This is a genomic window from Phenylobacterium sp. (assembly GCF_030680185.1).
Taxonomy (GTDB): Bacteria; Pseudomonadota; Alphaproteobacteria; order Caulobacterales; family Caulobacteraceae; genus Phenylobacterium.
Genome location: NZ_JAUXVZ010000032.1, coordinates 143206 through 156569 on the forward strand (window position 1 = coordinate 143206; position 13364 = coordinate 156569).

General features: G+C 68.6%; 15 protein-coding genes. 10 read left to right on the forward strand and 5 right to left on the reverse strand.

Features of this window, described 5'->3' with window-relative positions; genetic code table 11:
* Positions 1-3: 3 nt before the first annotated feature.
* Entirely contained in the window at positions 4-627 is a 624-nt protein-coding gene (gene folE / locus Q8L83_RS07605; protein ID WP_305285715.1) for a GTP cyclohydrolase I FolE, read from the reverse strand.
* Positions 628-809: 182 nt separating this feature from the next.
* Here folE and cysS point away from each other — a divergent pair, with 182 nt between their 5' ends.
* Genes cysS through Q8L83_RS07635 form a run of 6 tightly spaced genes read left to right on the forward strand, consistent with a single transcriptional unit; the run spans position 810 to position 6488 of the window.
* A complete protein-coding gene (gene cysS / locus Q8L83_RS07610; RefSeq protein WP_305285716.1) occupies positions 810-2222 on the forward strand; it encodes a cysteine--tRNA ligase in 1413 nt (470 codons plus the stop codon).
* 3 nt (positions 2223-2225) lie between these two features.
* Positions 2226-2786, forward strand: coding sequence for an SRPBCC domain-containing protein (locus tag Q8L83_RS07615; RefSeq protein ID WP_305285717.1), 561 nt, complete (start codon positions 2226-2228; stop codon positions 2784-2786).
* A gap of 17 nt (positions 2787-2803) precedes the next feature.
* On the forward strand, positions 2804-3253 hold the full coding sequence (locus Q8L83_RS07620; protein WP_305285718.1) for an iron-sulfur cluster assembly scaffold protein: 450 nt from the start codon (positions 2804-2806) through the stop codon (positions 3251-3253).
* A 54-nt stretch (positions 3254-3307) separates the two neighbouring features.
* Entirely contained in the window at positions 3308-3580 is a 273-nt protein-coding gene (yidD, locus tag Q8L83_RS07625) for a membrane protein insertion efficiency factor YidD (protein ID WP_304714062.1), read from the forward strand.
* Complete coding sequence (gene thrS / locus Q8L83_RS07630; RefSeq protein WP_305285719.1) at positions 3577-5553, forward strand: threonine--tRNA ligase; 1977 nt, start codon at positions 3577-3579, stop codon at positions 5551-5553. Before yidD ends, thrS begins: the two co-directional genes overlap by 4 nt.
* Positions 5550-6488 carry a glycosyltransferase family 2 protein gene (locus Q8L83_RS07635; RefSeq protein WP_305285720.1) on the forward strand — a complete coding sequence of 313 codons (939 nt, stop codon included), beginning with the start codon at positions 5550-5552 and terminating at the stop codon, positions 6486-6488. Before thrS ends, Q8L83_RS07635 begins: the two co-directional genes overlap by 4 nt.
* On the opposite strand, the gene Q8L83_RS07640 is transcribed toward Q8L83_RS07635, so the two are convergent.
* Together Q8L83_RS07640 and Q8L83_RS07645 are read right to left on the reverse strand one after the other, a co-directional pair.
* Entirely contained in the window at positions 6485-7387 is a 903-nt protein-coding gene (locus Q8L83_RS07640) for a hydroxymethylglutaryl-CoA lyase (RefSeq protein ID WP_305285721.1), read from the reverse strand. The genes Q8L83_RS07635 and Q8L83_RS07640 overlap by 4 nt on opposite strands.
* Positions 7388-7401: 14 nt before the next feature.
* A complete protein-coding gene (locus tag Q8L83_RS07645; protein ID WP_305285722.1) occupies positions 7402-9105 on the reverse strand; it encodes a glycosyltransferase family 39 protein in 1704 nt (567 codons plus the stop codon).
* A 55-nt stretch (positions 9106-9160) separates the two neighbouring features.
* Between Q8L83_RS07645 and Q8L83_RS07650 the strand changes: the two genes are divergently transcribed.
* The 3 genes from Q8L83_RS07650 to Q8L83_RS07660 all read left to right on the forward strand — a co-directional run bounded on the left by Q8L83_RS07650 (position 9161) and on the right by Q8L83_RS07660 (position 10914).
* Positions 9161-9886 (forward strand): glycosyltransferase family 2 protein, encoded by a 726-nt coding sequence (locus tag Q8L83_RS07650; protein WP_305285723.1) that lies wholly within the window; start codon positions 9161-9163, stop codon positions 9884-9886.
* A gap of 106 nt (positions 9887-9992) precedes the next feature.
* Positions 9993-10421, forward strand: coding sequence for a hypothetical protein (locus Q8L83_RS07655; RefSeq protein WP_305285724.1), 429 nt, complete (start codon positions 9993-9995; stop codon positions 10419-10421).
* A 169-nt stretch (positions 10422-10590) separates the two neighbouring features.
* Complete coding sequence (locus tag Q8L83_RS07660; RefSeq protein WP_304714055.1) at positions 10591-10914, forward strand: helix-turn-helix transcriptional regulator; 324 nt, start codon at positions 10591-10593, stop codon at positions 10912-10914.
* Here Q8L83_RS07660 and Q8L83_RS07665 read toward each other — a convergent pair.
* Complete coding sequence (locus Q8L83_RS07665; protein ID WP_305285725.1) at positions 10911-11243, reverse strand: hypothetical protein; 333 nt, start codon at positions 11241-11243, stop codon at positions 10911-10913. The genes Q8L83_RS07660 and Q8L83_RS07665 overlap by 4 nt on opposite strands.
* Before the next feature lie 82 nt (positions 11244-11325).
* Positions 11326-11958, reverse strand: a complete 633-nt coding sequence (phaR, locus tag Q8L83_RS07670; protein WP_305285726.1) for a polyhydroxyalkanoate synthesis repressor PhaR — start codon at positions 11956-11958, stop codon at positions 11326-11328.
* A 165-nt stretch (positions 11959-12123) separates the two neighbouring features.
* On the opposite strand from phaR, the gene Q8L83_RS07675 reads away from it, so the two are divergent.
* On the forward strand, positions 12124-13299 hold the full coding sequence (locus Q8L83_RS07675) for an acetyl-CoA C-acetyltransferase (RefSeq protein ID WP_305285727.1): 1176 nt from the start codon (positions 12124-12126) through the stop codon (positions 13297-13299).
* Positions 13300-13364 lie beyond the last annotated feature (65 nt).

The window sequence follows — 13364 nt, forward strand, 5'->3', positions numbered from 1 at the left end:
GGCTCAGCTCTTGTTGACGAAGTCCAGGAAGCGCTGACGCAGGCTGGCGTCGCTCTTGAACACCCCGGTGAACTGGGTGGTGATGGTGCCCACATGCCGGTGGTGCACGCCACGGGTGGTCATGCACTGGTGCTGGGCGTCGATCAGCACGGCCACGCCGGCCGGGCGCAGGCTGTCGGTGATGGCGTCGGCGATCTGCTGGGTCATGGTCTCCTGGGTCTGGAGACGCTTGGCGAAGATTTCCACCACCCGGGCGAGCTTGGAGATGCCGACCACGCGGTTGGTCGGCATGTAGGCGACATAGGCCTTGCCCAGGAAGGGCGCCATGTGGTGCTCGCAGTGGCTCTCAACCTCGATCCCGCGCAGCATGACGATGTCGTCATAGCCCTGTACGTCCTCGAAGGTTCGCGACAGCTCCTTGGCCGGATCGGCGCCATAGCCCTCGAACCATTCCGCATAGGCGTCCACCACCCGCTTGGGGGTGTCGATCACGCCTTCGCGGCGCGGGTCGTCACCGGCCCAGGCGATCAGGGTGCGAACAGCCGCCATGGCCTCTTCGCGGGTCGGGCGGGTGACGGGCTCCAGGTCGGAACCGACGATGGTCCGTTCAGGCGTAATGGCGTCCATGGGCTTGATGCAGGTCTTTCTGGTGCTGAGTTGCGCCGGAGCGAGGGCTCCGGAAATGACGCGTGCCACCGAGGTACGGCCGGGAAGCTTGAGCGGATGCGCCCTCTGTCTTCCCGCCCGGGCGATCTGTATATGGTTCCCTCAACCGAGCGGGCAACCGTTCCGCAGCGTCAGTATGGTCGATGTCCCTGAATCTTTATGACACCATGGCCCGCGAAAAGCGGCCCTTCGTCCCCGTCGATCCCAAGCGGGTGACGATGTATGTCTGCGGGCCGACGGTCTACAACTACGCCCATATCGGCAACGCCCGGCCCGTGGTGGTGTTCGACGTCCTGTTCCGCCTGCTGCGGCACACCTATGGCGAAGAGGCCGTGCTCTACGCCGCCAACGTCACCGACGTGGACGACAAGATCAACGCCAAGGCCCAGGCCGAGGGCGTCGAGATCGACGTCATCACCCAGCGCTATCTCGACATCTACAATCGCGACATGGCGACGCTGGGGGCGCTGGCGCCCACCTTCCAGCCCCGCGCCACCCAGACCATGGATGCGATCATCGAGATGATCGGCCGCCTGGTGGACAAGGGCGCGGCCTACGCCGCCGAGGGCCACGTGCTGTTCAGCACAGAATCCTATCCCGACTATGGCCAGCTTTCGGGACGCAGCCTGGACGACATGATCGCCGGCGCCCGGGTCGATGTGGCGCCCTATAAGCGCAACGCCGCCGACTTCGTGCTGTGGAAGCCCTCCAAGCCCGGCGAGCCGGTGTGGGACAGTCCCTGGGGGCCTGGGCGTCCGGGCTGGCACATCGAATGCTCGGCCATGATCGAGCAGACGCTCGGCCTGCCCATCGACATCCACGGGGGCGGCAACGACCTGATCTTCCCCCACCATGAGAACGAGCTGGCCCAGGGGGTCTGCGCCGCCCACGGCTGCGAGGCCGGCCACGGGGGCGACTACGCCCGCTACTGGATGCACAACGGCTTCCTGAACTTCGGTTCGGAAAAGATGTCCAAGAGCCTGGGCAATGTGGTCCTGGTCCATGACCTGGTGGCGCAGACGCCGGGCGAGGCGGTCCGCTGGGCCCTGCTGGTCGGCCACTACCGCGCGCCCCAGGAATGGTCGGGCGAGCTCCTGGAGCAGGCGCGCAAGTCCCTGGATCGCCTCTACGGCGCCCTGCGCCGCTGCGCCGACGTCACCGCCAGCACCGATGCGCCCTCGTCGAAGTTCCTGGCCGCGCTGGAAGACGATCTCAACACCGCCCAGGCCATGGCCGAACTGTTCGCGCTCGCCTCGACCATCGAGACCGGCGACGATGAGGCCCGCGCCCAGGCCAAGGGCGAGCTGCTGGCGTCGGGCGCCCTGATGGGCTTCCTGCAGGCCGATCCCGAGGCCTGGTTCCAGGGCGGGGCCGATCCTGAACTCAAGGCCAGGGTCGAGGCCCTGATCGCCGAGCGCATCGCCGCGCGGACCGCCAAGGATTGGCCACGGGCCGATGCGATCCGTGATGAACTGAACGCCCTCAATGTGGTTGTCATGGACTCCGCAGACGGCGCCACCTGGCGGCTCAGGGAGCCGAGCTCTTCGGAGGATTGAGCCATGATGGGCATGAACCGCAACACCAACCCCCTGGGCGCCACCCAGCTGTCGCCGTCCTTCATGCCGGGCTTCGGCTTCGGCAAGCGCAAGGGTGGCGGGGGCGATGGCGTGAAGGGCCTCAAGCTCGAGCACCGGATCGGCGTCCAGGCGCCGCCGCAGGTGATCTGGGACCTGATCGCCGACCTCCGGGCCTGGCCGGAATGGAATCCGCTCTACACCCGGGCCGAGGGCGTCCTGTCCATCGGCGCGCCCCTAGAGCTGACCCTGGCCCTGCCGGAACAGCCCCCGCGGCATATCGAGCCGGTGGTCCTCGACTGGGTGCCCCTGGAGCAGCTCCACTGGCGCACCAGCGTGGCGGGCGGCTTTGGCACGGCGATCCGCTATATCGAGATCGACCAGGTGGCCGAGCACGCCTGTATCGTCTCCAACGGCGAACTTTTCCGGGGCCTGCTGGGACCCACCTCGGCCAAGCGCGTGCAGCGCCCGCTGAAGAAGGGCTTCGCCGCTATGGGCGAGGCGCTGAAGGCCAAGGCCGAGGCCGCGTGGCGCCCCAGCCGCTGAATGCCTAGATCAAGCCCATGATCGACGATCTCTATTCGGCCAAGCTCCTGAAGCTGGCGGCCAACATGCCCCGGGCCGGTCGACTGGCCGATCCCGACGGCACCTCGGAGAAGGTGGCCAAGCTCTGCGGCAGCCGGGTGGTGGTCGATGTGGCCCTCGACGGCGACCAGGTGATCGACTTCGCCCAGGACGTGAAGGCCTGTGCGCTCGGCCAGGCCGCCGCCGCCGTGCTGGGGACCCATGTGGTCGGCGCCCGCCTCTCGGAGATCGAGATGGCCCGGGACGCCTTTCGTGCTATGTTGAAGGACGGCGCAGACGCGCCCGTTGGACGTTTTTCGGATCTTTCCATGCTTGCGCCGGTGAAGGACTATCCCGCCCGCCACGCCTCCACGCTCCTGGCGTTCGAGGCGACGGTCGATGCTGTCCGCCAGGCCATGACGCGAACTAGCCCCGCCGGCGCGGCTTGATTTGACCGCCCCCGCAACGTAATCGCTGCGAGTATTCGCAAGCCTGCGGCCGGCATGACCCCCTACGAATCCTGCGTCAGAGGCGCTCATCGCGCCTACAAGCTGACGCTTTCCCCTCTGATCGGACGCCAGTGTCGCTTCCTTCCGACCTGTTCGGACTATGCGGCCCAGGCTCTGATCGATCACGGCCCCTGGCGCGGCTCATGGCTTGCGGCGCGGCGGCTGTGCCGATGCAACCCCTGGGGCGGTTCGGGCTATGATCCGCCGCCTCCGCCGCCGGGCCGCTCCGATGAGTCGCCGGCGCGCAAATGGACGTGTGACACATGATCGAGCTCGTTTTTCCCGACGGTTCCAAACGGCCCTTTGAGGCCGGCGTGACCGGCCGCCAGGTCGCCGCGGGCATCGCCAAGTCCCTGGAGAAGAAGGCCGTGCTGGTGAAGCTGGACGGCCAGCTGCTGGACCTGGACCGGCCCCTGAACCATGGCGGCGCCTTCCAGATCCTCACGCGGGAGGACCCCGAGGTCCTGGAGACCATCCGCCACGACGCCGCCCACGTGCTGGCCGAGGCGGTTCAGGAGCTGTTCCCGGGCACCCAGGTGACCATCGGCCCGTCCATCGAAGACGGCTTCTATTACGACTTCGCCCGCGATGAGCCCTTCAGCCTCGACGACTTCGAGAAGATCGAAGCCAAGATGCGCGAGATCGTCGAGCGGGACGAGCCGATCCGCCGCGAGGTCTGGGACCGCAATCAGGCGCTGGAGCACTTCCGCGGCATCGGCGAGGCCTACAAGGCCGAGATCATCGAAGATCTGCCGGAGTCCGAGGAGATCAGCGTCTATTGGCAAGGCGCCTGGAAGGACCTGTGCCTGGGTCCGCATCTGCCGTCCACGCGGCATGTGGGCAAGGCCTTCAAGCTGACCAAGCTGGCCGGCGCCTATTGGCGCGGCGACCACCGCAATGCGCAGCTGCAGCGGATTTACGGCACGGCCTGGGCCACCGAGGCCGACCTGGAAGCCTATATCCAGCGGATCGAGGAAGCCGAGAAGCGCGACCACCGCAAGCTCGGCGCAGCCATGGACCTCTTCCATATGCAGGAAGAAGGCCGCGGCATGATCTTCTGGCATCCCAAGGGCTGGACGCTTTACCGCACGCTTCAGAACTATGTCCGTCGGGTCACCGAGGCGCAGGGCTATGCCGAAGTGCAGACGCCGCAGATCCTGGACCGCTCCTTCTGGGAGAAGTCGGGCCACTGGGACAAGTTCCACGCCAGCATGTTCGTCTGCGAGACGGAGGAGGGCGAGACCCTGGCCGTCAAGCCGATGAACTGCCCCGGCCATGTGCAGATCTTCCGCCACGGCCAGCGCTCCTACCGCGACCTTCCCCTCCGCTTCTCGGAGTTCGAGGGCCTGCACCGCTATGAGAGCTCCGGTTCGGTGATGGGGCTGCTGCGGGTGCGGCGCATGCAGCAGGACGACGCCCACATCTTCTGCACCGAAGACCAGGTGGAGGCGGAGTCCATCGCCTTTATCGAGCTGCTCCAGCGGGTCTATCAGGACCTGGGCGTCGAGCTTCATTCGGTGAAGCTCGCCCTGCGTCCCGAGCTGCGGTTCGGTACGGACGAGGGCTGGGATGCGGCCGAGACCAAGCTGGCCAACGCCGCGCGGGCCTGCGGCATGGATGTGGAGATGCTGCCGGACGAGGGCGCCTTCTATGGTCCCAAGCTCGAATTCCACCTGCGTGACGCCATCGGCCGCACCTGGCAGTGCGGCACCCTGCAGCTCGACTACGTCCTGCCCGAGCGCCTCGACGCCTCCTATATCGGCGAGGATGGCCAGAAGCACCGGCCGGTCATGCTGCACCGGGCGATTCTCGGCTCGCTGGAGCGGTTCCTTGGCGTGCTGATCGAGCATCATGCCGGCGCCTTCCCGCTCTGGCTTGCGCCGACTCAGGTGGTGGTGGCCACGATCACGTCGGACGCCGACGACTTCGCCCGAAAGGCCGTGGCGAAGCTGAGGGCCGCGGGCCTGCGGGTGGAGACGGACCTTCGCAACGAGAAGATCAACTACAAGATCCGCGAGCACAGCCTGGCCAAGGCGCCGGTGATCGCGGTGATCGGGCGGCGTGAAGCCGAGGAGGGCAAGGTCGCCCTTCGCCGGCTGGGGTCGCAGGGCCAGGAGATCCTCACCCTGGAGGAAGCCGTCTCAGTGCTTGCCTCCGAGGCGCTTCCGCCCGATGTTGCCCGGGAGGCTCGGGGCGAGGCGGATACCTGGGGGTCCGCCGAGGCCATGGAGGCTGGATGAACGATATCGGCGCATCGTTTGTGGCGGTCGAGACCGCCCCGACGCCGCATGAGATCGCCGGAGATGCGCGCATCTCGGTGATCATGGTCGTGTACATGACGGGTGAGGCTCTGGAGCAGAGCCTCACCTGCGTGCTCGCCGACCCGCAGGTGAATGAGTTCATCGTCGTGGACAATGGCTCGGACGCCCGCGAAGCGGCCATTCTCGACGCCTATGCCGGGCGCTATCCGCAGATGCGGCTGGTGCGTGGCCAGGGCAATGTCGGCTTCGCCCGCGGCGCCAATCTCGGCGCTGAGCGCGCGGCGGGCGAGGTGCTGATCTTCCTCAATCCCGACGCCTTCCTGCAACCGGGCGGGCCCCGGGCGCTGGCCAAGGCGGTGCTCGACGGCAAGGCCATGCGCCTGGTGGGCGGACGGGTTCTGAACGCCGACCGCACCGAACAGCGTGGCGCCCGCCGCGGCGAGATCACGCCGATCGCTGCCCTGCTGTCCCTCAGCGGCCTGACCCGCCGGGCCAAGGCCCTGCGCCGCTATGAGGTCCATTGGGAAAATGAGGCTGCGCCGGCGGGCCTTTGCCCCGTGCCGACCATCTCCGGCGCCTTCTTCGCCATGCGCCGCGCCGACTACGCCCGCCTGGGCGGGTTCGACGAGGGCTATTTCCTGCATGTGGAGGACATCGACCTCTGCTGGCGGGTGCGCGAGGCCGGCGGCGAAGTCATGTTCCATCCCAAGGCCGAGGTGGTCCATCTGGGCCACACCAGCCGGGCCAGTCCTCTCCGGGTCGAGCTCTATAAGGGCCTGGGCCTGGCCCGCTATTTCCGCAAGCGCGCCCATGGGCTGGGCGAGGCCGTCGCGGCCTGGCTGCTGTGGCCCCTGGTGGTCGGCGCGGCCATCGTACGGCCGCTACTCTGGCGGCTGACGGGCCGGGCGATCTAAACCTTTGGAAACCCGCCGGCCCGACTGACCGAGGCCGCTGGCGGCTTGCCCAGCAGGCCCGCCATCCACTGGGCTGTCGCGATCAGCGCGTCCAGGTCGTAGCCGGTCTCGAACCCGGCCCGCTCCAGCATATAGACCAGGTCTTCGGTCCCGATATTGCCGGTGGCGTCCGGCGCGAAGGGGCAGCCGCCGAGCCCGCCGCAGCTGGCGTCCAGCACGTCCACGCCCGCCTCGACAGCGGCGAAGGCGTTGGCCAGGCCGGTATTGCGGGTGTCGTGGAAATGCATACGCAGGATCGTGTCTGGCGCGACCTTGCGGACCGCCGCGATCCGTTCACGCACGGTCCAGGGGTCAGCGACGCCGATCGTGTCGGCCAGGGCGATCCCGGCCACCCCCAGCCGTGCGGCTTCGCCGGCCAGGGCCGTCACCTGATCGAGGCTGACCTCCCCGTCGAAGGGACAGCCAAAGGCCACCGACAGGGTCATCGACAGGGCCGGTCCCCCTTCGGCGCGGCGGCGTTCGACGATGGCGGCCAGGGCCTCCATCTGCTCGGCCGTGGTGGCGCCCTGGTTGCGGACGCCAAAGCCGTCGGTGGCGCAGACCACCACATTGGCCTCGGCGCAGCCGGCGGCCACCGCCCGGTCCCAGCCACGGGCGTTCAGCACCAGGCCGATCGGCGAGAAATCACCCTCTGGCGGCCGGGCGGCCATGATCTCTTCGGCGCCGGCCATCTGAGGCACGCGGCGCGGATTGACGAAGGAGACGGTCTCGATGCGCCGGGCGCCGGCGCGGCGCAGCCGGTCGATGAATTCGATCTTCTGCGCGACCTCCAGCAGCACCTTCTCGTTCTGCAGGCCGTCACGAGGGCCGACCTCGACGATCTGGATCTTCCGGCTCATCTAGATCGTCCAGCTCATGGGCGGCCCCCGATGACGCGACCCGCCGCCGGCGCGGGCCGTGGCTCGGCGTTCATATAGATTCGCAGGTGGGTGCGATCGCCGTTGGAATAGTTGAGGCCGCGGATCTCACGCACCTGGCTGACCTGCAATCCGCGGGCGCTGAGTTCGGCGCGGAAGGCGGCCTCTTCGGAGGCGTCCACCACTGCTGGGCGGAAGGCCGCGATGGCCTGGGCGGCCTCGGCGCCGTCGCCGAGACTGGTCGGCGTGCCGAGCGCGAAGACCAGGCTGGGCTCGGCATAGCCCGCCACTGCCACCGGCGCAGCCGCCATCCCCTGCCGGGGCAGCAGCCGTTCGGACTCCATGATCCGCGCCACCCGGGCTGAACTCCAGAGGGGGGCGAGGCCGGGGATCAGGCCGGCGGCCAGGGCGGCGTGCCCCAGGATGGTGAGGCCCATGGCCGCGACAATGGCCCCTTTTGGCGCTTGATTGACCAGCATGAAGCCGCCGATGAGGCCCGCCGCGGCGAGCAGGCCGCCGGCGGCCGCGGCGGCGGCGACATCGGCGTTCCCGCCGAATTCGGAGACCAGATAGAAGCAGACGCCGGCCAGGATCAGCCCCGTCACCGCCGCCAGCACCGCGCCGGCCCAGCGGGCGAGCGGGCCGACGCCCTGGCGCAGGGCGGCCGCCGCCAGCCAGGCGAGCGCCCCATAGGTCGGCAGGGTGTAGTGGACCAGCTTGGTGGGGGCGAGTTCGAAGACCAGCCAGGTGGGAACCAGCCAGCACAGCGCAAACCGCACCCCAGGCTCCCGTCGCTGGGTCCAGGCCAGGACGAGGGCGGCGGGAATCAGCAGGGTGAGGGGGAAGGCCAGGAAGCTCAGGCCCAGCAGGTGATAGCCAGGCGGCGCGCCGTGGGTCTCATGGCCGCCGGCCAGCTTGGGCGCCAGGTCGCTCATCAGGGCGGTGGTCCAGAAGGCGCCGTCCGTGGCCACGGTGACCGCCCAGGCCCAGGGTCCCACCAGGCCCACCAGCAGTATCGGACCCCAGCTGAGGCCCAGGCCCTTTAGCCAGTCGATCTTCCGATCCCAGGCGATCAGGGCCAGGGTGGTCAGGGTCACCACCATCAGGCCTACAGGCCCCTTGACCAGCAGGGCCGCCGACAGGCCCAGCCAGAACAGCAGCCGCGTGCGCCAGCCCACGGGCGCCCCGCCGCGCGCCGCGCCATAGATCCGGGCCAGGGCCGCCATCATCAGCACCACCGCGCCGCAGAGCACGGCGTCGGTCTTGGCGATGAAGGCCTCGGTGGAGAGCAGCAGGGTCGAGCCCAGCATGGCGCCGGCCATCAGACCCGCCGGCGCGCCGAAGAAGGCGGCCGCCCCCCAGGCGCAGGCGGCCGCGGCCAGCATGGCGCCGAGCAGCGAGGGAAGCCGATAGGCCCAGATCTCCCGGTCCTCGACGGCTGAAACCATCGAGACGCTGGCGGCCTGCAGCCAGTGGATGCCCACCGGTTTCTTGAAGCGCGGCTCGTCCTGGAAACGGATCACCACCAGGTCGCCGGTCTCCAGCATCTGGGCCGTCGCCTGGGCGAATCGCGCCTCGTCCCGGTCCAGGGGCGGCATGGCGAAAACACCGGGCAGCCCGGCCGCCAGGGCCAGCAGGGCCGCAAACAGGGGGCCTCGCCAACCTTGGCTCGCCCATTGGAGACTGGACTGGAACGTCATGGCGCTGGTGATAGCACGATCCTTTCGCTCGCCAGCTTTTCGGCTATGGAGAAGCATGACCCCTAGTCCTGACATTTCCGTGGTCGTGCCGGTCTTTGACGAAGAAGGCGCTGCCCCGGCCCTGGCCCGAGAGATCGCCGCCGCCTTCGAAGGCCGCAATGTCGAGATCATCTTCGTCGATGACGCCAGCCGCGACGGCACCCGCGCAGGCCTGCAGGCGCTGAAGGCCGAGCTGCCGCAGCTCCGCGTGCTCAGCCATCGGCGCAATTCCGGTCAGAGCCGCGCCATCCGTTCCGGCGTGCTGGCGGCCCGCGCCCCGGTGATCGTCACGCTCGACGGCGACGGCCAGAACGATCCCGCCGACGGCCCGGCCCTGGTCGACGCCCTGAACGCCGGGGGGCCAGAGCTCGCCCTGGTGGGCGGCGAGCGGGTCAAGCGCCAGGACAGCCGCGCCAAGAAGCTTGCCTCCAAGCTCGGCAACGGGGTGCGTAAGCGCCTGCTGGGGGATGCGGCCAACGACACGGGCTGCGGTCTCAAGGCCTTCCGGCGCGAGGCCTTCCTGCGGCTCCCCTATTTCGATCACATCCACCGCTATATCCCGGCCCTGATGCTGCGGGAGGGCTATGAGGTGGCCTTCCGCCCGGTGGGTCATCGTCATCGTCAGACGGGGGCGTCGAAATACACCAATCTCGGCCGGCTCTGGGCGTCGGCCTCGGATCTTCTCGGCGTCATGTGGCTCCAGTCCCGCTCGCGCCGGCCCCAAGGGGTGGATGAGGTCTAGGCTTGCGCTCCCGCAGAGGGGGCCAAAGCTTCCCGCGCATCGGGCGGTAGGGTTAAGGTTGGTTTGGCCCGGGGCGACCTTGGCCTGAGGGGGAGATCCAATGCGCATGTTCGCCGCGTTTCCGCTGCTGGCCCTGCCGGTGCTGGTCTACAACCTCATCGTCCTGACCCTGACCGGCGGATTTTCGCCGGTCGACGCCCATGCGCGGATGGGCGAGACTCTGTTCACGATCCGGATGGCGTCCAATATCGACTGGTCGGTCAGTCTGGGGGACCTGCTGCTGGCCGCAGCCCTGGTGGTGCTGTTCATCGAGCTTTTGAAGTCCACCACCAGCCGCGGGGTGGCGATCATCAATCACGCCCTGTCGATGATCCTGTTCATCATCTGCCTGATCCAGTTCCTGCTGGCGCCGGCCTTCGCCACCTCGACCTATTTCCTGATCACGGTGATGGTGCTGCTGGACGTGCTGGCGGGCTTCATCGTGACCATCGTCGCCGCTCGGCGGGACATCGACTTTTCCGGCGGCCCGGCCTGAAGGCTTCTCCGGCGCTTAGGTGAGCGCGGTGAAGATCAGGGCCACGAGGGTGATGTCGAAAACGCGGGTGGCCAGAGCCAGCATGGGACGCACCGTGGAAGACGCACAAAAGGTCATCTTCGGTTAAGCAAGACTGGCGCCAGTTCGGAGGCCCGCTCGGAGGTGTGACTTGGCTTTGTTCTTCGACGCCCAATGGTTCGACGCCCGCCTGGCCGAGCGGGGCCTGAGCCGGCGGGTGCTGGCCGCGGCCGCCGGCATGAGCGAGGCCGACCTGGCGCTGGCCTACAAGGACCAGCGCGAGCTTTCCCCCGATGAGGTGGGCGTCTTCGCCGAGGTGCTGGGGGTGAGCGCCGCCGAGATCGCCCGGCAGGCCGGCGTCTCGACGCCAGTCCCAGGCGCAGGGCCCGAGGCGCGGATCGCCGCTTTAGAACGGAAGGTGGCCGCCCTGGAGGCCGATCTTGCCCGCCTGCTCGGCAGGAACGGGCAGGGCTAGATGTCGGTGCGGGTCAGGCCGCCCTTGCGGGCCCGCCGGTCGGCCTGGCCGGAAAACTCGGTCTGGTTATAGGCGGTGCGGGCGGCGTTCAGGGTCGGCGGCCCGCCGCGCAGGCCCCGGCGCTGCTCGGCCGCGCCCATGACATGGGCGGTAAAAGTGGCCGGCCCGCTGCTGGTGATCGGCGCAGGCGTGGCCGCAGGCTCCAGGCCGCCGGCCGGGACCGGCAGGTTCGGATGCTCCTCATCGGCCCCGCCCTGCGCCTCATGGGTCCGAGGCCGCACGCGGCGAAGACGCGCAATCTGGCGGACGGGATCGATCGGCAAGGTCAAGGGCGGGCTCCTTCGGCCTGAACCGGGCAAGCCTGAACGACCTTCCTTAAGGAAGGTGGAAAGCTGGCGTCGGTCGCGCCGCCTAATCCTTCGAGGCCAGCTTGTTGATCTGGGCCTGCATGGCGGCCATCTGTTCCTGCAGGGTCTTGAGCATGTCGGTCTGCTGACCGCCGCCTTCGGGCGCCGAGGTCTCGCTGCGCGGCGCGGCGTCCTCGGGCTTGGGGGCGTAGGCGAAGGGGGTGAACATCTTCATCGCCCGGTCGAACATGGCCAGGTTCTGGCGGATCTGGTCGTCATAGGCGCCCAGCGGCGTGGCCTGGCCCATCTGGGTGAACTGGGTCCGCATCCGCTCCTGTTGCTGGGCGAAGGTCGCCAGGGACAGCTCCAGATAGCTGGGCAGGAAGGCCTCCATGGAGTTGCCATAGAAGCCGATCAGCTGGCGCAGGAACTGGATCGGCAGCAGGCTCTGACCCTGGCTCTCTTCTTCGAAGATGATCTGGGTCAGGACGGTGCGGGTGATGTCGTCATTGGTCTTGGCGTCATAGACGACGAAATCGACCCCCTGCTTCACCATCTCGGCCAGATGCTCGAGGGTGACATAGGAGGACGAGGCGGTGTTGTAGAGCCTGCGGTTCGCGTACTTCTTGATGACCACGCGGTCGCCGCCCGGCTTGCCGCCGCCGGTCTTGCCGCCGCTGTCCTGGGTATCAGCCATCCCGTTTCCTTTTCTTCGGGCCGCGCCTGGGCGGCGGGTCCGGCTTTGCAGCGCAGTATCGCGGATGCGAGGAAAAGCGCAAATCACGCCGCCGCGCGCGCCGCCCTTGCCCAAAGCCCTGGTCGTCCTGATAGATAGCGGCGAAGACTGAGGGAGAAGCTTCCTATGACCGATGTGGTGATCGTCTCGGCCGCCCGCACCCCTGTGGGGTCGTTCAACGGCGCCCTGGCCAGCCTGCCGGCCCACGAGCTGGGCCAGGTGGCCATCTCGGCGGCCATCAGCCGCGCCGGGCTTTCGCCCGCCGACATCGACGAGGTCATTCTGGGCCAGGTGCTGCAGGCCGGCGCCGGCCAGGGCCCCGCCCGTCAGGCCTCGATCGGGGCCGGCATTCCGGTGGAGGCCCCGGCCTGGAGCCTGAACCAGCTCTGCGGCTCGGGCCTGCGCGCCGTGGCGCTCGCCGCCCAGCAGGTGGCCGAGGGCGCCTCCCGGATCGTCGTCGCCGGGGGCCAGGAGAGCATGAGCCAGGCGCCCCATGCGGCCCACCTGCGCTCGGGCCAGAAGATGGGCGACCTCGCCTTCGTCGACACCATGATCAAGGACGGCCTGTGGGACGCCTTCCACGGCTATCACATGGGCCAGACCGCAGAGAACATCGCCGCGCGCTGGCAGATCACGCGGGCCGACCAGGACAACTTCGCCGTCGCCTCGCAGAACCGCGCCGAAGCCGCCCAGAAGGCCGGCAAGTTCGCCGACGAGATCGCGCCGGTGACCATCAAGGGCCGCAAGGGCGACACGGTGGTCGATCAGGACGAATACATCCGCCACGGGGCGACCCTGGAGAGCGTGTCTGGCCTGCGCCCGGCCTTCAACAAGGAGGGCTCGGTGACCGCGGCCAATGCGTCGGGTCTCAATGACGGCGCCGCGGCCCTGGTGGTGATGAGCGCCGAGGAGGCCAAGGCCCGCGGCCTGAAGCCCCTGGCCCGCATCGCCTCCTGGGCCCATGCCGGCGTGGACCCTGAGATCATGGGCACAGGCCCGATCCCGGCCAGCCGCAAGGCCCTGGAAAAGGCCGGCTGGAGCGTGGACGACCTCGATCTGGTGGAGTCCAACGAGGCTTTCGCCGCCCAGTCCATCTGCGTGGTCCGCGAACTGGGCCTGGACGCCGACAAGGTCAATGTGAATGGCGGCGCCATCGCCATCGGCCATCCGATCGGCGCCTCGGGCGCACGGATTCTCACCACCCTGCTCCACGAGATGAAGCGCTCGGGCGCCCGCAAGGGCCTGGCGACGCTCTGCGTCGGCGGCGGCATGGGCGTGGCCATGTGCGTCGAGCAGGTCTAGCCCTCAATCAGAAAATCCGGCCAGGGGGCGTCTGAAGCGCCCGGCCAAGACGCGTCAGGGAAGGA